General features: G+C 58.4%; 27 protein-coding genes, 3 tRNA genes and 1 pseudogene. 11 read left to right on the forward strand and 20 right to left on the reverse strand.

Annotation, left to right across the window (positions count from 1 at the left end; all coding sequences use genetic code 11):
• Nucleotides 1-74 precede the first annotated feature (74 nt).
• The 4 genes from tig to PFAS1_RS02135 all read right to left on the reverse strand — a co-directional run bounded on the left by tig (nucleotide 75) and on the right by PFAS1_RS02135 (nucleotide 2,140).
• A complete protein-coding gene (gene tig, locus PFAS1_RS02120) occupies nucleotides 75-1,385 on the reverse strand; it encodes a trigger factor (RefSeq protein WP_076028024.1) in 1,311 nt (436 codons plus the stop codon).
• Between the two features lie 423 nt (nucleotides 1,386-1,808).
• A tRNA-Leu gene (locus PFAS1_RS02125) sits at nucleotides 1,809-1,893 on the reverse strand.
• A 54-nt stretch (nucleotides 1,894-1,947) separates the two neighbouring features.
• A tRNA-His gene (locus tag PFAS1_RS02130) sits at nucleotides 1,948-2,023 on the reverse strand.
• A 40-nt stretch (nucleotides 2,024-2,063) separates the two neighbouring features.
• Nucleotides 2,064-2,140: transfer RNA gene (locus PFAS1_RS02135), tRNA-Arg, on the reverse strand.
• Nucleotides 2,141-2,419: 279 nt separating this feature from the next.
• Here PFAS1_RS02135 and folD point away from each other — a divergent pair.
• Together folD and pbpG are read left to right on the forward strand one after the other, a co-directional pair.
• On the forward strand, nucleotides 2,420-3,274 hold the full coding sequence (gene folD, locus PFAS1_RS02140) for a bifunctional methylenetetrahydrofolate dehydrogenase/methenyltetrahydrofolate cyclohydrolase FolD (RefSeq protein ID WP_008148421.1): 855 nt from the start codon (nucleotides 2,420-2,422) through the stop codon (nucleotides 3,272-3,274).
• Nucleotides 3,275-3,512: 238 nt separating this feature from the next.
• The gene (gene pbpG, locus PFAS1_RS02145) at nucleotides 3,513-4,451 is read left to right on the forward strand and encodes a D-alanyl-D-alanine endopeptidase (RefSeq protein ID WP_076028025.1); all 939 of its coding nucleotides are present in this window, start codon (nucleotides 3,513-3,515) and stop codon (nucleotides 4,449-4,451) included.
• Between the two features lie 54 nt (nucleotides 4,452-4,505).
• On the opposite strand, the gene PFAS1_RS02150 is transcribed toward pbpG, so the two are convergent.
• The 3 genes and pseudogenes from PFAS1_RS02150 to PFAS1_RS02160 form a co-directional block, all read right to left on the reverse strand.
• A complete protein-coding gene (locus tag PFAS1_RS02150; RefSeq protein WP_074878456.1) occupies nucleotides 4,506-4,721 on the reverse strand; it encodes a hypothetical protein in 216 nt (71 codons plus the stop codon).
• A gap of 17 nt (nucleotides 4,722-4,738) precedes the next feature.
• Complete coding sequence (locus PFAS1_RS02155) at nucleotides 4,739-4,945, reverse strand: DUF6021 family protein (RefSeq protein WP_076028026.1); 207 nt, start codon at nucleotides 4,943-4,945, stop codon at nucleotides 4,739-4,741.
• Nucleotides 4,946-5,039: 94 nt separating this feature from the next.
• Nucleotides 5,040-5,769: pseudogene (locus PFAS1_RS02160) on the reverse strand (peptidase C39 family protein).
• A 167-nt stretch (nucleotides 5,770-5,936) separates the two neighbouring features.
• Between PFAS1_RS02160 and PFAS1_RS29705 the strand changes: the two are divergent.
• A complete protein-coding gene (locus PFAS1_RS29705) occupies nucleotides 5,937-6,104 on the forward strand; it encodes a hypothetical protein (RefSeq protein WP_198044944.1) in 168 nt (55 codons plus the stop codon).
• Nucleotides 6,105-6,183: 79 nt separating this feature from the next.
• Here the strand turns inward: PFAS1_RS29705 and PFAS1_RS02165 are convergent, their stop codons facing one another.
• Both PFAS1_RS02165 and PFAS1_RS02170 read right to left on the reverse strand, forming a co-directional pair.
• Nucleotides 6,184-6,933, reverse strand: a complete 750-nt coding sequence (locus tag PFAS1_RS02165; protein ID WP_074878463.1) for a TerC family protein — start codon at nucleotides 6,931-6,933, stop codon at nucleotides 6,184-6,186.
• 28 nt (nucleotides 6,934-6,961) lie between these two features.
• Nucleotides 6,962-7,204 carry a hypothetical protein gene (locus PFAS1_RS02170; protein WP_076028028.1) on the reverse strand — a complete coding sequence of 81 codons (243 nt, stop codon included), beginning with the start codon at nucleotides 7,202-7,204 and terminating at the stop codon, nucleotides 6,962-6,964.
• Between the two features lie 134 nt (nucleotides 7,205-7,338).
• On the opposite strand from PFAS1_RS02170, the gene nhaR reads away from it, so the two are divergent.
• Nucleotides 7,339-8,238 (forward strand): transcriptional activator NhaR, encoded by a 900-nt coding sequence (gene nhaR, locus PFAS1_RS02175; RefSeq protein WP_074878467.1) that lies wholly within the window; start codon nucleotides 7,339-7,341, stop codon nucleotides 8,236-8,238.
• A 4-nt stretch (nucleotides 8,239-8,242) separates the two neighbouring features.
• Here the strand turns inward: nhaR and PFAS1_RS02180 are convergent, their stop codons facing one another.
• Entirely contained in the window at nucleotides 8,243-9,397 is a 1,155-nt protein-coding gene (locus PFAS1_RS02180; RefSeq protein WP_074878468.1) for an MFS transporter, read from the reverse strand.
• A 279-nt stretch (nucleotides 9,398-9,676) separates the two neighbouring features.
• Between PFAS1_RS02180 and sstT the strand changes: the two genes are divergently transcribed.
• A complete protein-coding gene (gene sstT, locus PFAS1_RS02185; protein WP_076028029.1) occupies nucleotides 9,677-10,909 on the forward strand; it encodes a serine/threonine transporter SstT in 1,233 nt (410 codons plus the stop codon).
• 63 nt (nucleotides 10,910-10,972) lie between these two features.
• Here the strand turns inward: sstT and PFAS1_RS02190 are convergent, their stop codons facing one another.
• The 5 genes from PFAS1_RS02190 to PFAS1_RS02210 are packed head-to-tail and all read right to left on the reverse strand — an operon-like array spanning nucleotide 10,973 to nucleotide 15,084.
• Complete coding sequence (locus tag PFAS1_RS02190) at nucleotides 10,973-11,482, reverse strand: DUF1993 domain-containing protein (RefSeq protein WP_074878472.1); 510 nt, start codon at nucleotides 11,480-11,482, stop codon at nucleotides 10,973-10,975.
• Nucleotides 11,483-11,521: 39 nt separating this feature from the next.
• Entirely contained in the window at nucleotides 11,522-13,042 is a 1,521-nt protein-coding gene (locus PFAS1_RS02195; RefSeq protein ID WP_076028030.1) for an ArnT family glycosyltransferase, read from the reverse strand.
• A 3-nt stretch (nucleotides 13,043-13,045) separates the two neighbouring features.
• A complete protein-coding gene (locus PFAS1_RS02200) occupies nucleotides 13,046-13,324 on the reverse strand; it encodes a lipid-A-disaccharide synthase N-terminal domain-containing protein (protein ID WP_076028031.1) in 279 nt (92 codons plus the stop codon).
• Complete coding sequence (locus PFAS1_RS02205; RefSeq protein WP_076028032.1) at nucleotides 13,321-14,061, reverse strand: glycosyltransferase family 2 protein; 741 nt, start codon at nucleotides 14,059-14,061, stop codon at nucleotides 13,321-13,323. The genes PFAS1_RS02200 and PFAS1_RS02205 overlap by 4 nt, the downstream gene beginning before the upstream one ends.
• A gap of 45 nt (nucleotides 14,062-14,106) precedes the next feature.
• Nucleotides 14,107-15,084 carry an NAD-dependent epimerase gene (locus PFAS1_RS02210; RefSeq protein ID WP_076028033.1) on the reverse strand — a complete coding sequence of 326 codons (978 nt, stop codon included), beginning with the start codon at nucleotides 15,082-15,084 and terminating at the stop codon, nucleotides 14,107-14,109.
• 310 nt (nucleotides 15,085-15,394) lie between these two features.
• Here PFAS1_RS02210 and PFAS1_RS02215 point away from each other — a divergent pair, with 310 nt between their 5' ends.
• Nucleotides 15,395-16,042, forward strand: a complete 648-nt coding sequence (locus PFAS1_RS02215; RefSeq protein WP_074878482.1) for a YceH family protein — start codon at nucleotides 15,395-15,397, stop codon at nucleotides 16,040-16,042.
• A 126-nt stretch (nucleotides 16,043-16,168) separates the two neighbouring features.
• Here the strand turns inward: PFAS1_RS02215 and PFAS1_RS02220 are convergent, their stop codons facing one another.
• The gene (locus PFAS1_RS02220) at nucleotides 16,169-16,687 is read right to left on the reverse strand and encodes a cupin domain-containing protein (protein WP_076028034.1); all 519 of its coding nucleotides are present in this window, start codon (nucleotides 16,685-16,687) and stop codon (nucleotides 16,169-16,171) included.
• A gap of 12 nt (nucleotides 16,688-16,699) precedes the next feature.
• Complete coding sequence (locus PFAS1_RS02225; protein WP_076028035.1) at nucleotides 16,700-17,551, reverse strand: shikimate 5-dehydrogenase; 852 nt, start codon at nucleotides 17,549-17,551, stop codon at nucleotides 16,700-16,702.
• 245 nt (nucleotides 17,552-17,796) lie between these two features.
• Here PFAS1_RS02225 and PFAS1_RS02230 point away from each other — a divergent pair, with 245 nt between their 5' ends.
• The 3 genes from PFAS1_RS02230 (at nucleotide 17,797) to PFAS1_RS02240 (ending at nucleotide 18,902) form a co-directional block, all read left to right on the forward strand.
• A complete protein-coding gene (locus PFAS1_RS02230) occupies nucleotides 17,797-18,189 on the forward strand; it encodes a hypothetical protein (RefSeq protein ID WP_076028036.1) in 393 nt (130 codons plus the stop codon).
• Between the two features lie 235 nt (nucleotides 18,190-18,424).
• Entirely contained in the window at nucleotides 18,425-18,619 is a 195-nt protein-coding gene (locus PFAS1_RS02235) for a hypothetical protein (protein WP_003179723.1), read from the forward strand.
• Nucleotides 18,620-18,719: 100 nt separating this feature from the next.
• Nucleotides 18,720-18,902: a hypothetical protein gene (locus PFAS1_RS02240; protein WP_076028037.1), complete on the forward strand. Its 183-nt coding sequence runs from the start codon at nucleotides 18,720-18,722 to the stop codon at nucleotides 18,900-18,902.
• Here the strand turns inward: PFAS1_RS02240 and PFAS1_RS02245 are convergent.
• Nucleotides 18,899-19,960 (reverse strand): AI-2E family transporter, encoded by a 1,062-nt coding sequence (locus PFAS1_RS02245; RefSeq protein ID WP_076028038.1) that lies wholly within the window; start codon nucleotides 19,958-19,960, stop codon nucleotides 18,899-18,901. The genes PFAS1_RS02240 and PFAS1_RS02245 overlap by 4 nt on opposite strands.
• Nucleotides 19,961-20,123: 163 nt before the next feature.
• Between PFAS1_RS02245 and trhP the strand changes: the two genes are divergently transcribed.
• On the forward strand, nucleotides 20,124-21,446 hold the full coding sequence (gene trhP / locus PFAS1_RS02250; RefSeq protein WP_076028039.1) for a prephenate-dependent tRNA uridine(34) hydroxylase TrhP: 1,323 nt from the start codon (nucleotides 20,124-20,126) through the stop codon (nucleotides 21,444-21,446).
• A 123-nt stretch (nucleotides 21,447-21,569) separates the two neighbouring features.
• Here the strand turns inward: trhP and PFAS1_RS02255 are convergent, their stop codons facing one another.
• Nucleotides 21,570-22,433, reverse strand: a complete 864-nt coding sequence (locus PFAS1_RS02255) for a LysR substrate-binding domain-containing protein (RefSeq protein ID WP_076028040.1) — start codon at nucleotides 22,431-22,433, stop codon at nucleotides 21,570-21,572.
• Between the two features lie 95 nt (nucleotides 22,434-22,528).
• On the opposite strand from PFAS1_RS02255, the gene PFAS1_RS02260 reads away from it, so the two are divergent.
• Nucleotides 22,529-23,446 carry a DMT family transporter gene (locus PFAS1_RS02260; protein ID WP_076028041.1) on the forward strand — a complete coding sequence of 306 codons (918 nt, stop codon included), beginning with the start codon at nucleotides 22,529-22,531 and terminating at the stop codon, nucleotides 23,444-23,446.
• 140 nt (nucleotides 23,447-23,586) lie between these two features.
• On the opposite strand, the gene PFAS1_RS02265 is transcribed toward PFAS1_RS02260, so the two are convergent.
• The gene (locus PFAS1_RS02265) at nucleotides 23,587-23,817 is read right to left on the reverse strand and encodes a hypothetical protein (protein WP_076028042.1); all 231 of its coding nucleotides are present in this window, start codon (nucleotides 23,815-23,817) and stop codon (nucleotides 23,587-23,589) included.
• Nucleotides 23,818-23,895: the final 78 nt, after the last annotated feature.

The raw sequence follows: 23,895 nt of genomic DNA on the forward strand, positions 1-23,895 counted from the left end.
ATAGTTATGTCTTGAATACGCATAAGCCAGCACGAAGGCTGGCTTATGGTGTGTGCTTCTTACCGCAAAAACGATCAGTCGGCTTGTGGAGCTTCTACCGGCTTGACTGCTTCTTCGTAAGAGACCGATTTGTCGGTCACGCTAGCTTTCTGCAGAACAGTATCCACAACTTGTTCTTCCAGCACAACCGAACGAACTTCGTTCAGTTGCTGGTCGTTCTTGTAGTACCAGGACACAACCTGCTCAGGCTCCTGGTAAGCCGAAGCCATTTCCTGAATCATTTCACGAACGCGGGCTTCGTCAGGCTTGAGGTCGAATTGCTTGACCACTTCAGCCACGATCAGACCCAGCACGACGCGACGCTTGGCTTGCTCTTCGAACAGCTCGGCCGGCAGTTGCTCAGGCTTGATGTTGCCACCGAACTGCTGAACGGCCTGCACGCGCAGACGGTCAACTTCGTTGGACAGCAGAGCCTTCGGCACTTCGATCGGGTTGGTGGCCAGCAGACCGTCCATTACCTGATTCTTGACCTTGGATTTGATTGCCTGACGCAGCTCACGCTCCATGTTCTTGCGAACTTCAGTGCGGAAGCCTTCCAGGCCAGTTTCCTTGATGCCGAATTGAGCGAAGAATTCTTCGTTCAGTTCTGGCAGCTTTGGCTCGGAAACAGTGTTCACGGTTACGGTGAACTCAGCGGTTTTGCCTGCCAGGTCGAGGTTCTGATAGTCCTCTGGGAAAGTCAGGTTCAGAACGCGCTCTTCGCCGGCTTTAGCACCAACCAGACCGTCTTCAAAACCAGGAATCATGCGGCCGGAACCCAGAACCAGCTGAGTACCTTTGGCGGAACCGCCAGCAAACACTTCACCGTCGACCTTGCCAACGAAATCGATGTTCAACTGGTCTTCGGTTTGAGCAGCGCGATCGGCCACTTCGAAACGAGTGTTCTGCTTGCGCAGCACTTCCAGCATTTTGTCCAGATCGGCATCAGCCACGTCAGCGCTCAGGCGCTCAACCGCGATACCTTCGAAACCGGCAACGGTGAACTCAGGGAACACTTCGAAAATCGCGACGTATTCCAGGTCTTTGCCAGCTTCCAGCGATTTAGGCTCGATCGACGGAGCGCCAGCCGGGTTCAGCTTCTGCTCAACGACAGCTTCGTAGAAAGAGGACTGGATCACGTCGCCGACCGCTTCCTGACGTGCATCAGCACCAAAACGGCGCTTGATTTCACTCATTGGCACTTTGCCTGGACGGAAGCCAGCAATCTTGGCCTTTTGGGCAGTCTGCTGCAGACGCTTGTTGACCTGAGTCTCGATGCGCTCAGCCGGCACGGTGATGCTCATGCGGCGCTCAAGAGCAGAAGTATTTTCAACAGAAACTTGCATGGATATTCCTCGTTGCACAGACGTTAGCCGGCCGTTTCCGACCCCAGAATCAAGGGCATGCATTCTAGTGGGTCAAACTCAAGAAGTCACCCTACTGAAAACGGGTAAAAAAGCAGCAGGCAATTTATAGGCGGGGACAAACGGTTGTGCCTCGCCCTGTTAGCAAATACAGCCAATCATGCCAGGGCTCTGCACCAATCCTTCTATATATAGAAGGCATCGGCAATCCATCCCTGACAGTCGACCCCACAAGGGGACCAACGGGCGAATCAGCATCATCGAGAAACATAAATTCGACGATCCTAGCCGCCCTCTCGACCCAGAACCTGCGGCCGCTTTGAAAATTCAGACTTCTGAAACAAAAACGGCGCAGCCCTTTTCAGGTGCTGCGCCGTTTTCTGCTATTAAATAGCTACTTGTAAATGGTGCGGACGGAGAGACTCGAACTCTCACACCTTGCGGCGCTGGAACCTAAATCCAGTGTGTCTACCAATTCCACCACATCCGCATCAAGCTTTTAAAGCAAAGGCGCCAGACTGTTAATCTGGCGCCTTTCTAAATATGGGGTGGACGAAGGGGATCGAACCCTCGACAACGGGAGTCACAATCCCGTGCTCTACCAACTGAGCTACGCCCACCATATTGCCATGTTGCGTTACTTGTGCCAAAGCTGCCTAATGGCGCACCCGGCAGGACTCGAACCTGCGACCATCCGCTTAGAAGGCGGATGCTCTATCCAGCTGAGCTACGGGCGCCTTGTTAATCTGTATTCTTGGACGATTACAAACTAAGTGCTTTCAGCCTCACCGAATTAAACATCAACTCTGCTCGACCTTCTTAACCAGTGCTAGGCTGTGCCCGACAAGTGCGACGAATGTTATAGGTGACCCTGAAGGTCGTCAACTCTTTTTTAAAAAAAATTCATTTAATTAAAGGGGTTAGGGGAATTTGCAGACCAAGCGCCTTTGCCCTCACCTCATGACATGCGAGAATGCGTTCTCTTTTTTTCCCCTCTCGATGGTTAATCACGCGCAATGACTGCACAACTAATCGACGGCAAATCGATCGCCGCCAGCCTGCGCCAGCAGATCGCCAAACGCGTCAACGAGCGTCGCCAGCAAGGTCTGCGCACGCCCGGTCTCGCGGTGATCCTGGTCGGCAGCGATCCCGCCTCTCAGGTTTATGTCTCGCACAAGCGTAAAGACTGTGAAGAGGTCGGCTTCATTTCCCAAGCCTACGACCTGCCTTCCGAAACCACTCAAGAAGCACTGACCGATCTGATCGATCGCCTGAACGACGACCCGGCGATTGATGGCGTTCTGCTTCAGCTTCCTTTACCTGAACACCTGGACGCTTCCAAATTGCTGGAACGCATTCGTCCAGACAAGGACGTCGACGGTTTCCACCCTTATAACGTCGGCCGCCTTGCCCAGCGTATTCCGCTGCTGCGTCCGTGCACCCCTAAAGGGATCATGACGCTGCTGGAAAGCACTGGTGTCGATCTCTACGGGATGGACGCAGTGGTTGTCGGGGCTTCCAACATTGTTGGCCGCCCGATGGCAATGGAGTTGCTGCTGGCTGGCTGCACTGTGACCGTCACCCACCGCTTCACCAAGGATCTGGCAGGCCACGTCGGTCGTGCCGATCTGGTGGTAGTCGCTGCCGGCAAGCCGGGTCTGGTAAAGGGTGAGTGGATCAAGGAAGGCGCGATCGTGATCGACGTCGGCATCAACCGCCAGGAAGACGGCAAACTGGTCGGTGACGTGATCTACGACACCGCCCTGCCCCGCGCCGGCTGGATCACTCCAGTCCCGGGTGGCGTTGGCCCGATGACGCGCGCTTGCCTGCTGGAAAACACGCTGTACGCAGCCGAAACACTGCACAGCTGAGTTCGCAACTTCATTGCTGCGACGAACAAAGGAACCCTGCCATTGGCGGGGTTCTTTTTGCCTGGATTTAAAACACTACCACTCGCCGGAAACCTACAGGTTGTAGGGGTTTTCAAGGACTTTGACCTGTTCATTGATCAACCATCGACAGTTCTTCAGCCATACTCCTAAAATGCGTCGTTTTTAAAGAAACAACCCGTTACAGAACGGCTTATCCACACCTAACGAGTCTGCCAGCGTGAAAATCCGTCTTTCCATCCTGAGCCTATTTTTTGCATTTACAGGGACTTTCACCACGCCAACCGTCAACGCTGCCGACACCACTTCGGCGCCGCGAGATACGTCAACATTGAAGATCGCTTCCAGCAGCGCATTGCTGATGGATCTGCAGACCAACAAAATCATCTATGCCAGTAATCCTGACGTGGTTAAGCCGATCGCTTCCGTCAGCAAGTTGATGACTGGGCTGATCGTGGTTGAAGCCAGACAGAATATGGACGAATACCTGTCGATCAACATCAGCGACACGCCGGAAATGAAAGGCGTGTTCTCCCGGGTGAAACTCAAAAGCGAATTGCCGCGCAGGGAAATGCTGCTGATTGCCCTGATGTCCTCGGAAAATCGTGCGGCTGCCAGCCTGGCCCATCATTATCCAGGTGGCTACGTCGCGTTTATTGCCGCAATGAATGCCAAAGCGAAAGCACTGGGCATGACCAGTACACACTTCGTCGAGCCCACCGGGCTCTCCCCTCGCAACGTGTCCACGGCCCGCGACCTGAGCAAACTGCTGATCGCTGCACACAAATACCCGCTACTGACTGAGCTGAGTACGACCAAGCAAAAAACCGTCTCGTTCCGTAAACCCAACTACAGCCTGGGTTTCCGAAATACCGACCACTTGGTCAACAAGCCGAACTGGGACATCAAGCTGACGAAGACCGGCTTCACCAACGAAGCCGGTCACTGCCTGGTGCTGGTCACCAGCATGGGCAATCGCCCGGTTGCGCTGGTCATCCTCGACGCCTTTGGCAAGTACACACACTTTGCCGATGCCAGCCGTATTCGCAGCTGGGTTGAAACTGGCAGAGGCACCAACGTGCCGTCTGTAGCCTTGCAGTACAAATCCGACAAGAATCTCAAGCATCGTCAGAGCGGCGTGGTTGAAGCCTCGAAATAAATAAACAGCTGGTAAAAGTAAGCCCCGATTGTTCGGGGCTTTTTTCGTCCAGCGTTAATCATTGGGCAACGGCATCTGGTCGTCATCCGGAATGCCATCCCCGGCACTCGGATCTCTCGTGCCGTGGGGATGTTCCGTTGGCACTACCATCGGACGCGCCAAGGGATCCCTTAATGGATCGTTCGGATCCATCACAGGGTCGATGTCTTTTTCAGGCGTGGTTGGAACGCTGTCCGGACGTTTGTCGTTGAAACTCGAATCGGTAGACATACGCACCTCACTCAGGCTCAGGGTTTCAGATCGGCGAGTGGATCGTAAGGCTTCGCAGGAGCCTTGGGATTGTCGCCCGGCTTCACATCCCTGGGTGCCTTGGCAGGTCCGATGGGATCGACCTGCGGATCGGCGAGGTCCGGTGAATCGGGATCGAACCCCAACTCATCACCCGAAGAATGCTCAGACGAATGCGGGCCGACAGGGGTCGTGGAATTTGCCATGGGCGCCTCCGTTGAATCCAGCCCGGAGAAATCCGGGCCCTATTCCATTAGAAGTCGGCAAAGTGCAAGGGTGCCCGGCACATGACGAACGGACTTATTGCGCGTTCAGCGCTTTCTTCGCCCTGGCGGCTGCCTGCTCCTGACCTGCCTGAGCAAGGTCGTTCGCGGCCTTGAGCCATCGCTGCTGATCGACATTGGCCGGCAATTGATTCGGCTTCTGGATCAGCACGGCCCAGCCACCGGCATCCTTGAGCGCCGCTTCAAACGAACCAAAGCCCATCAACTCTCGACGGTTCATGCCCGAGCGCAGCAGCACGGTCTGCTTCTGGCGGTTGTACCCGGCAAGAATGGCGTAACGCGGTTCAGCCCAGAACGCCGAGCCTTCGGTGAAACGCACCATGACCGGGTAACCGGCCGCAACCTGGGTCAACAGTGCCGGCAGATTGCTGTCGAGGGGATAGACGACCATGCCGTACTCGCGAGCGAGGTTCTGCATGTTCTGCTGCAACTGGGCTTCGGCACCCGGCAAATGCAACGGTTTTTCGAGCAAACCTGGCGTAATCACAATGCCTTGCTGGGACAACATGCTGGCCAGCACTTGCGGCCCACTCTGATTCGCCACGCCACGATAGAACGTGCCACTCAGCTCGACACGCTCCGGCAGCCGCTTGATTTCCGGTGCCACACTCCCCGCGCAACCCGCCAGACCGGCAACGCAGCCAACGACCAGCACTAAAGACCGAACTCGAGAAAATACCCGCACCATCATCACTCTCTTGATTTAGACGCCAGGCATCCGCGCTCCCGGCTTGGCCGTCGATCATAGGACGCCGCGCGGCAGCGGTATAGCCTTAAGCGGCAGATGATGGCATTCGATAGAGCGAACTGATTGGTGACAGCCGACCTTTGGTCAATAGTCTGAAACACAGCAGCGACTAGACTGTCATGTGCAAAGAGTGTGTGCCCGCAGCAGGGCGAAGAGGAGGCACTGATGAGCCTGGCGATGACCATTGTGATGTTGATTTCTGGCTGGCTGGCCGTTGCCGCCGCCATGTTATGGGGAGTCCTGCGTATTACTCGTCGGCACCATCATCCGGTTCAGTCGGCTCCAATGGCGAAACCCGATAAAACCCCTGAACAGCACGCTGCCGCGCACTGACCGACACCCCTTACGTATCCAAACAAAAACGGCCGCCTGGGCTCTTTCGAGCGCAGGCGGCCGTTTCGTTTGACGCGAGTTAAGCTTCAGCGGCTAAACGCTTCTGCTTCGCCCGCCGCGACATCATGTTCAAACTCTCGATCGTCGCCGAGAACGCCATGGCCGCATACACGTAGCCTTTCGGTACATGGGCGCCAAAGCCTTCGGCGATCAGCGTCATGCCGATCATGATCAGGAAGCCCAGCGCCAGCATCACCACTGTCGGGTTGTCGTTGATGAACTTGGCCAGAGGGTCAGCTGCCAGCAACATCACCAGCACCGACACCACCACCGCGATGATCATGATCGGCAAATGTTCGGTCATGCCGACAGCGGTAATGATGCTGTCGATGGAGAACACCATGTCCAGCATCAGGATCTGACCGATAGCGGCAGCGAAGCCCAGGGTCACGGTCGAGGTGGCCGACGTTGGATCATCCGGCGCCGGGTCCATGCTGTGATGGATCTCGGTGGTCGCCTTCCACAACAGGAACAGGCCGCCGGCGATCAGGATCATGTCCTTCCAGGAGAACGTCTGGCCGAAGATATCGATCACAGGCTCAGTCAACTGGACGATGAACGCGATGGTGCTCAGCAGCGCCAGTCGCAGGATCAGCGCCATGCCGATACCAATGCGCCGCGCCTTCTGCCGGTGCTGCTCGGGCAGTTTGTTGGTCAGGATCGAAATGAAGATCAGGTTATCGATGCCGAGCACGATTTCCATGACGATCAATGTAGCCAGGGCGACCCAGGCAGTGGGGCTTGCAGCAAGTTCTAAAAGGTATTCCATGGGTCAGTCCTGACTCGTTTAAGACGGTTTAGATTTCCTGGGACGAAGATTCGGTTTTGTCCGTTTCCTTGGCCGATTGTTCTTTCTTGCTGATCAGACCACCCGTGGCATCGCTGATCGCTTGCTCTGCGGCTTTGTGGGTTTCGTCGATCGCTTGTTTGGCGGTTTCGGCAGCCTTGCCCATCAGTTGCTGAGCGCTTTTTTCGGCCTGGTCACAACCGGCCAACACCAGTAAAGACGTGATCAGCAGTGCCGTGGTTTTAAGCTTCATGATGCTTTCCTCGATAGAACAGACAGGGCGAAAAGGCCACCCGTCGATAGCGGGGCATTCTAGGGAGGCAAACACTTCAGGAAAATTCGTATTTTTAGCGGCTATACTTCGGGTTTAACGAACTGTAGGTCGTCATGCTCAACTATCGACAGCTGCATTACTTCTGGGTGGTGGCCAAGACCGGCAGCATCGTGCGCGCCTGCGAGCAGCTGAATCTGACGCCGCAGACCATCAGCGGGCAGATTTCCCTGCTCGAACAAACCTATGGCATCGAGCTTTTTCGACGGGTCGGCCGGCAACTGGAACTCACCGAAGCCGGTCGTCAGACCCTGCCCTACGCCGAGCAAATGTTTCAGTTGGGCGGCGAACTGGAGCTGATGCTGCGAGCCCAGCCCAACGAACAGCAGATTCTGTTTCGGGTAGGCGTGGCCGATGTGGTGCCCAAATCCATCGTCTATCGCCTGATTGCGCCGACCATGGAATTGAGCGAGCCGCTGCGCATCACCTGTCGCGAAGACAAACTGGAACGCCTGCTCGCCGACCTGGCGATCCAGCGGCTCGATCTGGTGATTTCCGACAGCCCGATGCCCTCGCACCTGGACATCAAGGGCTACAGCCAGAAACTCGGGGAATGCGGGATCAGCTTCTTCGCCACTGCTGGACTGGCGGCGCAATACGGTCAGGATTTCCCCCGCGGCCTGCACGGCGCACCGCTGCTGATTCCAGGACCGGAGACCGTGGTGCGCAGTCGCTTGCAGCGCTGGTTTGCCGAGCAGCAGATCCAGCCGCGCATCGTCGGCGAGTTCGATGACAGCGCCTTGATGCAGGCTTTCGGCCAATCCGGCAGCGGGATCTTCATCGGCCCGAGCGTGATTGCCGATGAAGTGATACGCCAATACGGCGTGGAACTGATTGGCCAGACCGACGCGGTGACGGAGTCGTTCTACGCCATTTCGGTGGAACGCAAAGTCAAGCACCCCGGCATTGTCGCCATTACCGAAGGTGCCCGACGCCAGCTGTTCACCGAGATGTGAGGTGTCAGGCGCAGACTTCGCGGGGCTTGAAGGTCATCAGCGCGATGGCCAGGAGGATCGAGGCGAGGATAAACGCGGCCGCCGCGAAACCAAGACCTTGCAGGCCTACGCCGTCGATGACCCTGCCGCCGATCATCGCGCCCAGGCCGATCCCCAGGTTAGCCCCGGCAATGTTCAGCGATGCCGCGAACGCTGGCGCTTCGGGTGCAGCCTTCATCAAGCGCACATGGCTGACCAGGAACAACGCCGCCTGGGTCACGCCCCAGATCCCCATCGCCGCGGCCAGACCCAGCGGCGAATGAATGTTCGGCACCAACGCCACCAGGCCGGCGATCATGAACGCGCAGAACATCATCGAGGCGATCAACGGATGACGATCCACCGCACGGCCGCCCAGTGAGTTGCCGATCAAGCCGACCGCGCCGAAGCCCATCAGGCACCAGCCGACCACCGTGCCGTTGAAACCGGCCAGGCGCTCAAGAATGTCCGCCAGGTAGGTGTAGGCGGTAAACATGCCGCTGAACACCAGGACCGACAGCAGTACATGCCCCACCATCAGCGGGCTGCGCAGGATCCTGAACTGCGAACGAAAGCTCACCTGATGCTGATGCAGATTGGTTTTCGGCAGGTAGATAAACAGCAGCAACGCCTTGGCAAACGCGATCACCGCCAGAATGCCGAAGGCACTGCGCCAGCCGAACGCATCGGAGATCAGTGTGCCCACCGGAATGCCGAACACCGTGGCGCAGACAATCCCGAAACCGATCTTGGCGATGGCACGACCGGCGTAGTCCGGGCCGACAATGTCCACCGCGGTTTCACTGGCCAGCGCCCAGAACACCGGCAGCCCCAGCGCGGGAATCAACCGGGCGACGGACATCACCCAAATGTTCGGCGCAAACGCCGCAAGGGTGTTGGCCAGGCCAAACATGATCAGCACCGAGATGAACAATTTTCGGCGCTCGAACCTTGCGAAATACGCGGTCAGGAACGGCCCGAATGCGGCGACCGTGAACGCGAACAAGGTCACCAGCAAACCCGCCTGGGGAATGCTGACTTCAAGGTCTCGAGCGATCGCCGGCAATAGGCCGACGATGACGAATTCCGTGGTCAGTACCGTGAAACCGGCGGCAGACAACAGAAGGATGGGCAACAGCATGCACAACTCCAGAAAACGACAACACCAGCGATAGCCCGAAGGCCCACTGGCATGACTTGAAAATGAGGATGGCGAATCTTAACAGAGTGTTTCCGATCAGGGTTGCACGAACCTGCCGATCTCGTTGATCCGCGGGCGGCAGATCGTCACAGGTCTGAAGGACAAGGACCACGCTGTGATAAAGTCCGCGCCCTGCGATACGTACACCCTGCTCATCGGCCATTGATTGGCATTGATGTCGCGATACCCCGCACCTAATAAAATCAGAGATGCCGTTTTATGACCGCTTTATCCCCTTCGCTATGGTTCCGCCTGAATCGCTTGAGCCTGGTCGCACAAATCATCATCGGCCTGATTGCCGGGATTGCCCTGGCCCTGTTCGCGCCAGAGGTGGCCAAGTCCACCGCATTCATCGGCAAAGTCTTCGTTTCGGCGCTTAAAGCTGTCGCACCGATTCTGGTGTTCGTGCTGGTCATGGCCTCGATTGCCAATCACAAGCACGGCCAGGAAACCCACATCCGGCCGATTCTGTTTCTGTATCTGCTGGGAACGTTTGCGGCGGCGGTGGTGGCCGTTGTCGCCAGCATGTTGTTCCCGTCGAGCCTGGTATTGGCCACTCACGACGTTGCGGTCAGCGCACCGGGCGGTATCAGCGAGGTGCTGCAAAGCCTGCTGTTGAGCGTGGTCGACAACCCGGTCAGCGCACTGATGAATGCCAACTTCATCGGCATTCTGGCGTGGGCGATTGGCATGGGCATTGCCATTCGCCATGCCGGTGACACCACTCGTGAAGTGCTCGGCGACTTGTCCAACGGCGTGACCCTGATCGTACGCCTGGTGATCCGTTTTGCGCCGCTGGGTATTTTTGGCCTGGTGGCTTCGACCCTCGCCACTTCCGGTTTTGGTGCCTTGATCGGTTACGTGCATCTGCTGGCGGTCTTGCTGGGCTGCATGCTGTTTGTGGCGCTGGTGATGAACCCGGCCATCGTGTTCTGGAAGCTGCGTCGCAACCCGTATCCACTGGTGATCACGTGCTTGCGCGAAAGCGGCATCACTGCGTTTTTTACCCGCAGCTCGGCGGCGAACATTCCGGTCAATCTGGAGTTGAGCAAGCGCCTGGGCCTGCACGAAGACACTTACTCGGTCTCGATCCCGCTGGGCGCAACGATCAACATGGCGGGCGCGGCGATCACCATTACCGTACTGACCCTGGCCGCCGTGCATACGCTGGGCATCGCCGTGGACATTCCGACCGCCATCCTGCTGAGCATCGTCGCGGCGATCTGTGCCTGTGGCGCTTCGGGAGTGGCGGGCGGCTCGTTGCTGTTGATTCCACTGGCGTGCAGCCTGTTCGGCATCCCCAGTGAAATCGCCATGCAGGTGGTGGCCGTCGGGTTCATCATCGGTGTGCTGCAGGACTCGGCGGAAACCGCGCTGAACTCCTCCACCGACGTGCTGTTCACCGCGGCGGCGTGCCTGGGCGAAGACGAGAAAGCCCAACGGTTGGCGTAAAACCCGCGCACTAAAAAGCCCGCCAAGGTGCACACCTTGGCGGGCTTTTTTACGTCGGGAGGTTTAGAACGCGCCCATGTAATCGCGCTTGCCCACTTCCACACCGTTGTGACGCAGCAATGCGTAGGTGGTGGTGACGTGGAAGAAGAATTGCGGCAGACCGTAGCTCAGCAGGTAAGCCTGGCCGGTGAAGCGCTTTTCTTTCGGCGTGCCCTGACGGGTGATGATTTCGATGCCTTCCTTGCCGTCGATCTGTTCCGGTTTGATCTCGCCAATGAAGGCCAGCACTTTGGCGATCAGCGCTTGCAGCTCGGCAAAGGTGGTTTCGGTGTCGTCGTATTTCGGCAGTTCGACTTCGGCCAGACGCGCGGAAACGCCCTTGGCGAAATCAACGGCGATCTGCACCTGACGGACCAGTGGGAACATGTCCGGGTACAGACGGGCTTGCAGCAAAGCATTCGGGTCGATGTTCTTGGCAGTGGCGTGGGCTTCGGCCTTGTTCAAGACGTCGCTCAGGGCGTTGAGCATTTGTTTGAAAACCGGAACGGAAGCGGCGTACAGGGAAATAGTCATGGCAGTCTCGTGTTGTGACAGGAGGGAAACGTGGGGCGATTATAGCGATGCGCGGTCCCAGGTGAAGCGATAGATATTGGCTGGCTGTCCGGGATGACAACGGCCGTTGTCGGCATCGGCACCGACAATCGACCACTGTGCGCGCGAAGTTTCCCCCAGTTCACGGGCGGCCTGCGGATTGAAACACCGGCTCAGCAGTTCGTCCGGCACCAAGGCGTACGCCTGACGGTGTTCGCGCAGCCATTGAGCGGCCTGCTCGACCGTGGAGCCGATCATCCCGAAATGCACGATCGGCTGTCGGGCGAATAACCAATGGCCCTCACGCCAGTTGACCAGCACCAGGTCTGCGCCCTGGGTCATCGCCGCTGCTTGCACCATCAGCGCCTCGTGGGGATTGGGCCCGTCCTTGACCGGATCGACGAAACCGCGCGCAAACCACAGCGCGAACCACGTGACGGCCAACACCTGGAACACCCGCCGACCGCGCGGGCGCTTGCCGAACCAGCGCTTGAACAGCCACGGAATCAGCGGCGCCGCAACCAGCACCAGCGCCGGTAACGCCGGATAGATGTACAACTTGCGCTTGCCGCTGCTCAGGCAGAAAAACAAAACCACCAGTACGACCCAGCCCAGCAGTACCAGCACTCGACCGTCGCGCTTGCGCAACTGCCTGCGCCAGGCGGGCACGAGCCATGGCAAGGCCAGCACCAACGGCATCCAGTATTGCGGGATGACGTTGACGAAGAAGTACCAGAACGGTTCTCGGTGATCCCACGCGGCGGCATAGCGCCCCGCTGTCTGGCGCAGCAGAATTTCCCGTGCATAGGCGATTTCATCAGCGGCGCCATTGAAGGCGATGGACACCGCCAGGGGCAGCAGCCAGATCGCGACGGCGCCAAGCACCACCAAAAAACCCAGGCACCACTTGCGCGCCTCGCCCGGCATGGCCACCACGCCAGGCCAGCCTTTGCGTACTGCATAGGCATACGGAATCAGCATCAACGCCGGGAGAAAGCCGACCCCTTTGGTGATCACGCCAATGCCCATGGCCGCGCAACCCGCGTAGAACCAACGCCAGGCGGGCCCGAGCAACAAGTGACGGGCCAGGCCGTACAGGCCCAGAGAGGTGAACAGAATCAGAAAGCTGTCGATCTGACCGGTCCGCAGAATGCTGTACGTCTGATACGTGGCCAGGTACAGCAGCGCGGCTGTTCGTCCGGCCTGCTGATTCCACAACCGGCGCCCCAGGTCATAGAGCATGGCCGTGACCGATGTGGCCGACAAAAGCCCCGGAATATAAAGGGCAAGGGCGGGCATCCCGGTGATCCAGGTGAAAAACGCCACCGTCCACATGAAAATCGGCGGTTTATCGCCGTAGATTTCGGCGGCTCGATGCGGAATCAGCCAGGAACCGTTGTGCAGCATCTCCAGCGCAACGCCGAGGAATCGCTCCTCGTCGACATTCTGCGGCTGGCGCAGCCCAAACCCGGCGCCGACCAATAAAAGAGCAAGCAACATCAACCCCAGGCATTCGACGCTGGGTGACAGGGTTCGGCGCACGGTTCAGTCCTTCAAGGTTTTGCTGCGGGCAATCAATTGCAGGTTGCGCAAATAGACGATGGAACCAAACGCCTGACCGGCGATGAAAACCGGGTCCTGTCGGTAAATGGCGTAAGCGAACAGCAGCGCGCTGCCGACGATGCTCAGGTACCAAAAGCTCACCGGAATCACGCTGCGTTTCTTGTATTCGCTGTACAGCCACTGCAGGACAAAGCGACCGGTGAAGGCGATCTGGCCACTGAAACCGACCACCAGCCACAGGGTTTCGCGGGACAGGTTCATCCTTCGATCTCCTGCGCACGGGCATGCAGGCGCGTGCGCCTGATCAGCCACCAGACGCCGATCAGATCGAGAATGCCCACCAGGGCGCGGTCGATGTTTCCGTATTTGGAAACCCCGGCCGTGCGAGGCCGATGGTTGACCGGATGGGTGATCATCCGGCCGTTATGACGCTGGATCAGCGCAGGAATGAACCGGTGCATATGGTCGAAGTACGGCAAGCGCAGAAACGCCGCCCGCTGAATCAATTTCAGCCCGCAGCCGGTGTCCGGCGTCTGGTCCTTGAGCATCCGGCTGCGCAACCCGTTGGCAAAACGCGAGGCCCAACGCTTGCTCGCGGTATCGCGACGGTTGACCCGGTGCCCGGCAACCAACTGAAGGTCGACGCGGCCCTGCTCGCTGCGCACTAATGCCAGCATGCCGGGGATATCCGCCGGGTCGTTCTGACCGTCGCCATCGAGCGTGGCCAGCCATTGGCCCCGGGCGACAAGCGCCGCATGGTAGAGCGAAGTGCTCTGCCCCAGCGAACGCTCATGGCGCAGGATACGCAACGTACTCAGGCCGCTGTGCCGCGTCTGCCGTAGCTCCTGCAAGGAAGCGTCAGTACTGCCATCGTCCACGACGATGATTTCATACGCCTCATCGGCCAGTGCGATACGGATTTCTTCGAGCAGCAATTTGAGATTGCTCGCCTCGTTCTTTGCCGGAATCAGGACGGATACAAATATGTCTTGGCTCATAGAGGCCCCTATTTCCCTGGATTTTTATGATCAAGGGCCGACGTTTTATCTCTGATAAAAGTGGCTGTACCACTTCACAAATTCGGCTACGCCGGCTTCAACTGTCACTTGAGGACGGAAATCGACCCACTGCGCCAATGCCGACACATCCGCCCAGGTTTTGACCACATCGCCAGCCTGCAGCGGCAGGAAGTTGCGCCGGGCTTTCCTGTCCAATGCCGACTCCAGACACTCGACGAAATCCAGCAGCGCCACTGGCGTGCCGCGCCCGATGTTGAAGATCCGGTTGGCGCCATCGCCAGGACCGTCCGATAACGGCGGTCTCGGGCACAGGCGCGCAATGCTTTCGACGATGTCGTCGATGTAGGTGAAGTCGCGCGACATCTGGCCTTGGTTGTAGAGGTCAATCGGCCTGTCGTTGAGGATCGCGTCGGTAAATTTGAACAGCGCCATGTCGGGGCGCCCCCAAGGTCCGTAAACGGTAAAAAAACGCAGGCCGCTGGCCTTCAGTCCAAACAGATGGCAATAGCTGTGGGCCATCAGCTCGTTGGCACGCTTACTGGCGGCATACAACGAAATCGGATGATCGACAGCGTCTTCGACGCTGAACGGCATTTTGCTGTTGGTGCCGTACACCGAACTGCTCGATGCATAAATCAGATGCTCGGGGCGATGGTGCCGGCAGGCTTCCAGCACATTCAAGAAACCGGTCAGGTTCGATTGCGCATACACGTCCGGGTTGTCCAGCGAGTAGCGAACGCCCGCCTGGGCAGCCAGATGGATAACCTCTGTGAAGCCGTGATCCTTGAACAAAGCCATCAAGGCCGGTTTGTCGACGATATCCAGTGCCTGGAAATGAAAGCCCGACAGATTCTTGAGTTCGTTGAGCCGTGCGTGTTTGAGTTCCACGCTGTAGTAGCCGTTGAGATTGTCGATACCGACCACCTCAAGACCTTCCTGACACAAGCGCTTGACCGTGTGATACCCGATGAAACCGGCGGCGCCGGTGACCAGTACGGTCATATCGGGCGCGCGCCGATCAGCGCATTATTGCGGGTCGATACCCACGTCAGCTTCATGCCTTGCTCCACTGCACAATTAATAAGGCCGGTGACGTCGTCGATAGGAATTTTCGCCGTACCCGTGATGAACCGCAGTCATCTGCAGCCATGCATACGGTGCACGTCTGATTGTTAAGATGGCGTAACAGATTGATTTAGGTTTTGTGACCATTGCCAAGGGGCGGCGACGAATTCAGTTGCCATTGGCACACGTCTATCTAAAGTGCATGCCAGCAGGAGAAAATCATGAATCCGGGAAGGAATACACAATCATGAGCACCGAGCAAGAAACGACCTTCGACGAACCGCGACTCAACAGCACGGAAATCCGCATTCTGGGTTCGTTGATCGAGAAACAGGCCACCAGTCCGGAAACCTATCCGCTAACCCTTAATGCGCTGGTGATTGCCTGCAACCAGAAAACCAGCCGCGAGCCGGTGATGAACCTGACCCAGGGTCAGGTCGGCCAAAGCCTGCGCGCGCTCGAAGGCCGCGGCTTTACCAAACTGGTGATGGGCAGCCGTGCGGATCGCTGGGAACACAAGGTCGACAAGGCCCTGGAACTGGTGCCGGCTCAAGTCATTCTTGCGGGGCTGCTGTTCCTGCGCGGTCCGCAAACGGTCAATGAACTGCTGACCCGCAGCGGCCGCATGCATGACTTCGAAGATGCCGAACAGGTGGTGCATCAACTGGAACGCTTGATCGCTCGCGGTCTGGCGCTGTTGATTCCGCGCCAGGCCGGTCAGCGTGAGGACCGCTACATGCACGCCTTGGGCGACCCGGCGGACATCGAAGTAATCCTGGCGGCACGGCAGAACCCGACCGAACGTGGCGCAGGTGGTGGCGTATCGGTTGAGCGGATCGAAGAGCTCGAGGCGCGAATTGCAGCGCTGGAAGAGCGCCTGGCCCGCCTCGAATAAACTGACAACAAAGATCAAATGTGGGAGCGGGCTTGCTCGCGAAGGGGCCATGTCAGTCAATATTGATGTCGACTGACACTCTGCATTCGCGAGCGAGCCCGCTCCCACATCAGGTTTGCGGTGCTTCTACTCGCCGTCCCAATAATCCACGCCGTCCGCCGGCCTGGCGACGGCGACGAAGCCCGAGGCATTGCCCTGGGCATCGACCTTGAAATCGTCCATCACCGCGTACTTGCCGGAATCCGGGTATTCGCAAATCTCGGGTGATTGTTGGGTACTGACCGCCAGGTAGCGCAGTTCAGCGTTGCTGGTGTTGATGATCTGGTGCGCGGCTTCAGGGCCACCCGGCGGGCAGGCAATGACATCTCCGGCGCGAATGGGGAAGTGCTCGGTGCCCAAGCGAATCTCCCCTTCCCCGGCCACGATGTAAAACATCTCCTCGTTGACCCGATGACTGTGAAACGGGCTGCCACGCATCCCCGGTTCCAGCGCGTACAGGCGATAACCCAGCTTCTGCGCGCCGAGTTGCTGGCCGATGCGTGCCTGCCGTTGCCGATAGCGGTCGGCGGTGTCTCCCGTCGGCGCAAACGCTTCGGGCAGCGGCTCAAGTTCGGCCTGATCCAGATTAAGAATGGCAGGATGCATGAGTCACCCCAGTCACGGTTTCGCTTGCGGGGCAGCAGGATAGCCAAGGCCGCTTCGGGCAAATTCCACGGCTTTGTGAAACTGCTCAGCGGTCGGCCGCACGCCGGTGTACAGCACGAACTGCTCCAGCGCCTGGATCGCGATCACTTCCAGGCCGGTGATCACTCGCTTGCCTTCAGCACGAGCGCGCACGATCAACGGAGTTTCCGAGGGGACTGCCACCACGTCGAAAACCGTCTCGGCAGCAGCGATGGATTCAGCATCGAATGCCAGCTGATCGGCCTCGGGGCCGGACATGCCAATCGGTGTGACGTTGATCAACATCTGCGGCCGCTCCGAGCCCAGCTCCGCTTGCCATCGATAGCCCAGCGACTCGGCCAACGCCCGCCCGGAACGCTCGTTACGAGCAACGATCAGGCCATTTTTGTAGCCACCATCGCGCAAGGCACTGGCCACCGCCTTGGCCATGCCGCCGCTACCGCGCAGGGCAAAGGTCAATTCCTTCGGCACCTGATGGGTGTCAAGCAACTGGGCGATTGCGATGTAGTCAGTGTTGTAAGCCTTGAGATGGCCATTAGTGTTGACGATGGTGTTGATCGATTGAATGGCCGCGGCGGAAGGGTCCAGTTCATCGACCAGCGCAATGCACGCCTCCTTGAACGGCATCGACACGCCGCAACCACGAATCCCCAAGGCGCGAATGCCGCCAACGGCGCCTGGCAGGTCCTGACTGCTGAAGGCCTTGTAGTAAAAATTCAGGTCCAGTTGCTCATACAGATGATTGTGAAACCGCAGGCCGAAGTTCCCGGGACGTGCGGAAAGCGACATGCACAGCTGGGTGTCTCTGTCGGGGTTCATCTGCATGAAAAATCTCCTTGAGTAGCACTTTCAGATGGACGGGATTAGCCAATCCATCGGGTCTGATCGATCATAACGGCGTGCCTGCACGCGGCATCTCTGGACTGTAAAGATGCTAGTACAGACCTTACACAAAATTTACCCAACGGCTGTGCTGATTTTGAAAAAAACGCTGTCTTAGAAGTATCCCCGCGACAATCCTTGGGTCTATTGCAGACACAAGCGCCGGGGCGAAGAACCGAGGAACTATCATGATCCGGAAAATCCCCACAGTAGCCTTGCTGGTCGGTGCTCTTGCTATCGCAGGGCAGGCAGAAGCTGGCGGCGGTCACCACGGTCACGGTTGGGAAGGACCGGCGGTATTTGGTGCGATCGTTGGCACAGCCATCGTTGGTTCAGCCCTCATCAACAGCAACCGCCCAGTCTATGTACAGCAACCGGTTTACGCTCAGCCACAACCGGTTTACGCTCAGCCACAACCGGTTTACTACGGCCCACCTCCGGTTTATTACCAGCCAGCACCGGTCTACGTGCAGCAACCGGTCTATTACGGCCCACCGCCGGTTTATTACGGCCCCCCTCGCGGGTATTACGGTCCACCGCGCGGTTACTACGGCCCTCCCCGCGGTTATGGTCGCTGGTAACGGAATCAGCAGGCCCCGCCTCAACAGCGGGGCCTTTTTTGTGACCGTCCGTCGGCAGAGGTCTGGATAAATCTCGCCAAGGTCGCTGTCGGGACAGTCTTTGCGGCGCAAATTGGCAAGATTGACTCGCCATCCTTCCCCCGCGCTGGGGAAAACGGTCATATTTATGTCATGTCGGGTCCGCACTCTTGGACTTGTCCGTTAACAACAGGTTGATAAAAACAAGGACGACCTTATGCCCACGCAAAACCCGCACCGTATTGTCGGCTTGTGCACTTCCAGCAAGGTGTACAACGCATTGACCGAACTCAAGCACCTGGAAGGCCATCGCAGCGCCAAGTTTCTTTCGCTGCTGGCAGAAAACCTGGTGCGCAAAGGCCTGCTCAACGAGCAGGAAGTGGTTCATATGCTGGATCTGGTGGTCGACTGAAGCGAAGCCTCATTGGCATCAATGACGACTATCGAAAGCGTTGATTGTCCGATCAGGCGCTCGGTCCGTAAGGTAGCTCCAACGTTTGATGGAGGTACTTATGTCCCAGGTTCAGATCATGTCCGTTATCGGCAGCGCCGTTCCCGCACCGCTCAGAGCGCTAGGATTGCTTGCCTGTTGGTACCTGGTGCAGGACGGCGAACCGATCAGCGGCCCGCTCACCTCGCTGCCAGCCGCCCAGGCTCTGTCGCAACGTTTCGACCAAGGCCAAATCAGCGTTTAAGGTAGCTGCACCCGCGGTTTGGTTTCAATGAAGATTGACCAGCTCGACATGAACAGCGCTGCGATCAGCGGCCCGATCACAAAGCCATTGAGGCCGAAGATCGCCAGACCGCCCAGGGTCGAGATCAGGATCAGGTAGTCCGGCATCTTGGTATCCTTGCCGACCAGGATCGGTCGTAGCACGTTATCCACCAGGCCAATCACAAAGATCCCGAACAGCACCAGCACCACGCCCTGCCAGATCGAACCGGCGAACAGGAAAAACGCCGCCACCGGCGCCCAGACAATCCCCGCCCCCACCGCTGGCAACAGCGACAGAACCGCCATCAGCACCGCCCAAAGCAACGCGCTCGGAATATCCAGAAACCAGAAAATCAGACCGCCCAATGCGCCCTGTGTGATCGCTACCAACAGGTTGCCCTTCACTGTCGCTCGAACCACACGATTGAACTTGAGTTGCAAACGGCGTTTCTGGTTGTCCTGCAGTGGCACGGCAGCCCGCACTTTGCGGGCGAGTTCGGCACCGTCCCGCAAAAAGAAGAACAGCAGGTAGAGCATGATGAAAAAGCTCACCACAAACTCGAACGTGCCTTGGCCAAAACTGAAAGCCTTCGTGGCGATAAACTCATTGCCGGTCACCGCACTCTTGATGATTTTCTCCCGCAGCCCGTCCAGCTCGCCAACCCCCGCCCGATCGAGCAAGTGCTGGAAATACGGCGGCAGGCTGTGTTTGAAATGCGTCACATACCCGGCGATGTCCAGTTCGCCGCTTTCGATGCGGTTGTAGACCGAGGCCCCTTCTTGCACCAGCAAGATACTCAGGGCAATCACCGGCAGAATCGCGATCACCAGGCAGATGCTCAGGGTGAACAACGATGTCAGATTGCGTTCCCAGCCGAACTTCAGTTGCAGTCGTCGGTGCAAGGGCGCGAAAAGGATGCCGAGGATCACCGCCCAGAACACCGCGCCGTAAAACGGCAGCAAAATCCAGATGAAGGCGGCAGTGACCAGCCCCAGCAAGATCACCAGTGATTTGTTTTGTACTGTCTCTTCGTTCATGTCCGATCCATGTCAGTCCGCAAGGACACAATGCCGCGCCCTGATGCTTAGTCCGCCACGGTTCGCGCGAGTGCCATCCGTTTGTTCATCAAGCATAGATCCAGATCAATGAACTCCGCGGACAAGCCGCTTACTCTCGGCAGCTTTTGTGACCGACGCTGCCATGACTCTCCTGCCTCCAGAACTGCTGGCCCCCGCCGGCACCCTGAAAAACATGCGATATGCCTTCGCCTACGGCGCCGATGCGGTGTACGCCGGTCAGCCGCGCTACAGCCTGCGGGTGCGCAACAACGAATTCGATCACGCCAATCTGGCCCTCGGCATTCACGAAGCCCAGGCTCAAGGCAAGCGCTTCTATGTGGTGGTGAACATCGCCCCGCACAACGCCAAACTGAAAACCTTCCTCAAGGATCTGGCGCCGGTAATTGCCATGGCGCCGGACGCGCTGATCATGTCCGACCCGGGCTTGATCATGCTGGTCCGCCGGCATTATCCGCAGATGCCGATTCACCTGTCGGTACAGGCCAACACGGTGAACTGGGCCAGTGTCGAGTTCTGGCAGCAACAAGGCTTGAGCCGGATCATCCTGTCGCGGGAACTGTCCCTGGAAGAAATCGCCGAAATCCGCGAGCAAGTCCCGGCGATGGAGCTGGAGGTGTTCGTCCATGGCGCCTTGTGCATGGCGTATTCCGGTCGCTGCCTGTTGTCTGGCTATATGAACAAGCGCGATGCCAATCAGGGCAGTTGCACCAACGCCTGTCGCTGGAAGTACTCGGCGCAAGAGGCTACGGAAAACCAGCTCGGCGAAATCGTGCAGACCTTCCAGCCCGAACCGACCTTGGGCATCGGCGCCCCGACCGATCAGGTGTTCCTGTTGCAGGAAGCCAATCGGCCCGACGAACTGATGCCGGCCTTCGAAGACGAACACGGCACTTACATCATGAACGCCAAGGACCTGCGCGCGGTGCAGCATGTCGAGCGGCTGACGCAAATGGGCGTGCACTCACTGAAAATCGAGGGCCGGACTAAATCCCATTTTTATTGCGCACGCACCACCCAGGTTTACCGTCGGGCGATCGACGACGCGGTGGCCGGTCGCGCGTTCGACCGCAGCCTGATGACGGACCTGGAATCCCTCGCCCAACGCGGCTACACCGAAGGGTTTCTGCGGCGGCACGTGCATGACGAATACCAGAACTACCAGCACGGCAGTTCGGTGTCGGAGCGCCAGCAGTTTGTCGGCGAGCTGACCGGCGCGCGGCGTGACCGGATGGCGGAGGTCAAGGTGAAGAATCGATTTGGTTTGGGCGACCACATGGAACTGATGACGCCCAAGGGCAACTTCCAATTCGATTTGCAGCAACTGCAAAACGTCAGGGGCGAGCCTGTCGAAGTGGCACCGGGGGATGGGCACACCGTGTATTTACCGATTCCGGATGCGGTGGATTTGCAGTTTGGGTTGTTGATGCGGGATGTCGCGAGCTGAATATCATCAAACGACACAAAACCTTGTGGGAGCGGGCTTGCTCGCGAAGACGGACTCACATTCAACATCTGAGTTGCCTGACAAACCGCATTCGCGAGCAAGCCCGCTCCCACAGGTAACGAGTCAAGCGAACTCTTCGCGCAACATCCCCACAAACGCCTCTCGCGCCGGGTGTACCCCGGCGTTTTCATGCCAGTAAAACAGGTTGTCGATCGCCGTCAGCTCGGGGAACTCATACCCCGCGCAACCTGCCCCTTTGGCGTACTGATCAAACACGCCTTTTGGCACCAGCGCGACACCCGCCCCGGCACTGACGCAGCCGACAATCGCCCCGTAACTGGCCAGGCTGACAATCGGCAACGCCTGCCCCTGCCGCAGCAACCAATGCTCCAGCGCCGCCCGGTAGGGACAGCCCTGGGGCCACATGAACACGGTTTTGTCCTGCAAATCCGCGATATCACGTACCGGGCCCAGGGACTTCGAGGCGATCAACAAAAGCTCCTCGCGGTACATCGGCGTGCGCTTGAGGTGTGAGCGCTCGACATCCACCGCGACGATTGCGCCGTCGAGCCGGTGATTGAGCGTGTCGTCGAGCAATTGGCCCCAGGCGCCGGTGGTCAGTTCCAACGCAACGCCGGGGAAACGTTTGTGGAATTTCGCCAGCAAACGCGGCAATCGGCCGGTTGCCGACGACTCGATGGCGCCAATGCGCAACGGCCCGGAGGGCTCGGCCGAAGGGTCCACCGCACGTTTGGCTTCCGCCGTCAGGGCGAGAATTTTCGAGGCATATGCCAGGAAGGTTTGCCCCGCCGGGCTGATTCGCAGCCCTCGGCCCTCGCGCAGAAACAGCGCGACGCCCAGCTCCGCTTCCAGGGACTTGAGCCGTGCCGTGATATTCGACGGCACGCAATGCAACAACTCGGCCGCCCGGGCGATGCTGCCGACCTCGGCGACGGTCTTGAACATGCGTATCTGTGCCAGCTCCATACATCACCCAAAGTGAAGAGTTGACGCACTATAAGTCAGTTGTGGAGAACAGTCAGGCTTCTGATACTGGGTGCATCCGCCTACAGGTCCCGATCATGAAGCTACTCACGCCCTCCCCCGGTTCGCCGGTCAAAATCTTCCTGGCCATGGCATTTGTGGTCGGCTGCTGGGGTTACTCACCGACCGGGATTCACATCGGTTTGCAGGCCTATGAGCCTGGTCATCTGGCCTTGCTGCGGTTTCTGCTGGCGTCGGCATTCATGGCGGTCGTCGCGGTGTTCCGAGGTATCAACCTGCCGAAAATTCGTGACCTGCCACTGCTGTTCGCGCTCGGTTTCTTTGCCGTGAGCCTGCACCATGTGGCGCTGAATTTCGGCCAGCAAAGTGTCAGCGCCGGCGCCTCCAGTGTGTTGGCGCAATCGGCGCCGTTGTTCAGCACGCTGCTGGCGCGTTTCGTGTTCAAGGACCGGGTGAGTGCGTGGCGCTGGGGCTGCATTTTTCTGGGATTGATCGGCGTGGTGATTGTGGTGGCCGGGGATCATGGACTGGGGAGCATCGACGCCCATGGTGTGTTGATCCTGCTGGCGGCGGTGTCGTGGAGTTTCTACTTTGCCTTGCAGAAGCACTACTCGCGGCGCTACGACGGGCTGACATTGGTGTGTTACACGGTCTGGTTCGGGACACTGCTTCTGTTGGTTTATCTACCGGGGCTGGTGAACCAGGTCATCACCGCGCCGGTTGAAGTGCAGCTGGCCGTCATTGGGCTGGGCATTTTCCCAAGTGCCCTGGCGTATCTCGCCTGGGCCTATGTGCTGGCGCATGTGGATCTGAGCCGCGCGACGATGACGCTGTATCTGATTCCACCGACCGCCATGGCGATTGCCTCTTTTGCACTGGGCGAGCGGCCGACGTTGATGATCGTTGCGGGCGCACTGGTGGTGCTGGTCAGCGTGTTGGCATTGAATCTGGAGCGCAGGCCGGTGGCGATTCGAGGGCTAGTGTCTGATCGATGATTTGTGTTGAGACGCAGAACCTGTGGGAGCGAGCCTGCTCGCGATAGCGGTCTTACATTCAACATCAATGTTGGCTGATCAGGCGCTATCGCGAGCAAGCTCGCTCCCACAGGTTCTGCGTCTTAACTGACTGGTATTTTTTATCGCCTGTCATCGGACAGCGGTGTTGGTTCATCTGCCGGAGGCACGTCCTCGGCCGCATCAGGGTCCATCCAGTCTTCAGGTCGATCAGTGTCTGCGTCAGCCGGGTCCCGCGAAGGGTCCATGCCGGGTGGCGCGTCGTGATCCATGCGCGGCTCGTCGGTGCCGGAAATGGGTCGGGTTGGGTCGGTGTTGGGCGTTGCGCCCTGGAACATTGAATCGTTAGCCATGACGCACCTCACTGATGAGGTCCAGCAAATCTGGGCCGTACTCGTTGGAATCAGGGCCGAGGATGCGGTGCTATCGAG

Source organism: Pseudomonas frederiksbergensis (genome assembly GCF_001952935.1).
GTDB lineage: Bacteria > Pseudomonadota > Gammaproteobacteria > Pseudomonadales > Pseudomonadaceae > Aquipseudomonas > Aquipseudomonas frederiksbergensis.

What these genes read in the sequence shown, in the direction of transcription:
- tig (WP_076028024.1), bottom strand. Translation starts at nt 1,385, where the DNA reads ATGCAAGTTTCTGTTGAAAATACTTCTGCTCTTGAGCGCCGCATGAGC.
- folD (WP_008148421.1), top strand. Translation starts at nt 2,420, where the DNA reads ATGACTGCACAACTAATCGACGGCAAATCGATCGCCGCCAGCCTGCGC.
- PFAS1_RS02150 (WP_074878456.1), bottom strand. Translation starts at nt 4,721, where the DNA reads ATGTCTACCGATTCGAGTTTCAACGACAAACGTCCGGACAGCGTTCCA.
- PFAS1_RS02155 (WP_076028026.1), bottom strand. Translation starts at nt 4,945, where the DNA reads ATGGCAAATTCCACGACCCCTGTCGGCCCGCATTCGTCTGAGCATTCT.
- PFAS1_RS29705 (WP_198044944.1), top strand. Translation starts at nt 5,937, where the DNA reads ATGAGCCTGGCGATGACCATTGTGATGTTGATTTCTGGCTGGCTGGCC.
- PFAS1_RS02165 (WP_074878463.1), bottom strand. Translation starts at nt 6,933, where the DNA reads ATGGAATACCTTTTAGAACTTGCTGCAAGCCCCACTGCCTGGGTCGCC.
- PFAS1_RS02170 (WP_076028028.1), bottom strand. Translation starts at nt 7,204, where the DNA reads ATGAAGCTTAAAACCACGGCACTGCTGATCACGTCTTTACTGGTGTTG.
- nhaR (WP_074878467.1), top strand. Translation starts at nt 7,339, where the DNA reads ATGCTCAACTATCGACAGCTGCATTACTTCTGGGTGGTGGCCAAGACC.
- PFAS1_RS02180 (WP_074878468.1), bottom strand. Translation starts at nt 9,397, where the DNA reads ATGCTGTTGCCCATCCTTCTGTTGTCTGCCGCCGGTTTCACGGTACTG.
- sstT (WP_076028029.1), top strand. Translation starts at nt 9,677, where the DNA reads ATGACCGCTTTATCCCCTTCGCTATGGTTCCGCCTGAATCGCTTGAGC.
- PFAS1_RS02190 (WP_074878472.1), bottom strand. Translation starts at nt 11,482, where the DNA reads ATGACTATTTCCCTGTACGCCGCTTCCGTTCCGGTTTTCAAACAAATG.
- PFAS1_RS02200 (WP_076028031.1), bottom strand. Translation starts at nt 13,324, where the DNA reads ATGAACCTGTCCCGCGAAACCCTGTGGCTGGTGGTCGGTTTCAGTGGC.
- PFAS1_RS02205 (WP_076028032.1), bottom strand. Translation starts at nt 14,061, where the DNA reads ATGAGCCAAGACATATTTGTATCCGTCCTGATTCCGGCAAAGAACGAG.
- PFAS1_RS02210 (WP_076028033.1), bottom strand. Translation starts at nt 15,084, where the DNA reads ATGACCGTACTGGTCACCGGCGCCGCCGGTTTCATCGGGTATCACACG.
- PFAS1_RS02215 (WP_074878482.1), top strand. Translation starts at nt 15,395, where the DNA reads ATGAGCACCGAGCAAGAAACGACCTTCGACGAACCGCGACTCAACAGC.
- PFAS1_RS02220 (WP_076028034.1), bottom strand. Translation starts at nt 16,687, where the DNA reads ATGCATCCTGCCATTCTTAATCTGGATCAGGCCGAACTTGAGCCGCTG.
- PFAS1_RS02225 (WP_076028035.1), bottom strand. Translation starts at nt 17,551, where the DNA reads ATGCAGATGAACCCCGACAGAGACACCCAGCTGTGCATGTCGCTTTCC.
- PFAS1_RS02230 (WP_076028036.1), top strand. Translation starts at nt 17,797, where the DNA reads ATGATCCGGAAAATCCCCACAGTAGCCTTGCTGGTCGGTGCTCTTGCT.
- PFAS1_RS02235 (WP_003179723.1), top strand. Translation starts at nt 18,425, where the DNA reads ATGCCCACGCAAAACCCGCACCGTATTGTCGGCTTGTGCACTTCCAGC.
- PFAS1_RS02240 (WP_076028037.1), top strand. Translation starts at nt 18,720, where the DNA reads ATGTCCCAGGTTCAGATCATGTCCGTTATCGGCAGCGCCGTTCCCGCA.
- PFAS1_RS02245 (WP_076028038.1), bottom strand. Translation starts at nt 19,960, where the DNA reads ATGAACGAAGAGACAGTACAAAACAAATCACTGGTGATCTTGCTGGGG.
- trhP (WP_076028039.1), top strand. Translation starts at nt 20,124, where the DNA reads ATGACTCTCCTGCCTCCAGAACTGCTGGCCCCCGCCGGCACCCTGAAA.
- PFAS1_RS02255 (WP_076028040.1), bottom strand. Translation starts at nt 22,433, where the DNA reads ATGGAGCTGGCACAGATACGCATGTTCAAGACCGTCGCCGAGGTCGGC.
- PFAS1_RS02260 (WP_076028041.1), top strand. Translation starts at nt 22,529, where the DNA reads ATGAAGCTACTCACGCCCTCCCCCGGTTCGCCGGTCAAAATCTTCCTG.
- PFAS1_RS02265 (WP_076028042.1), bottom strand. Translation starts at nt 23,817, where the DNA reads ATGGCTAACGATTCAATGTTCCAGGGCGCAACGCCCAACACCGACCCA.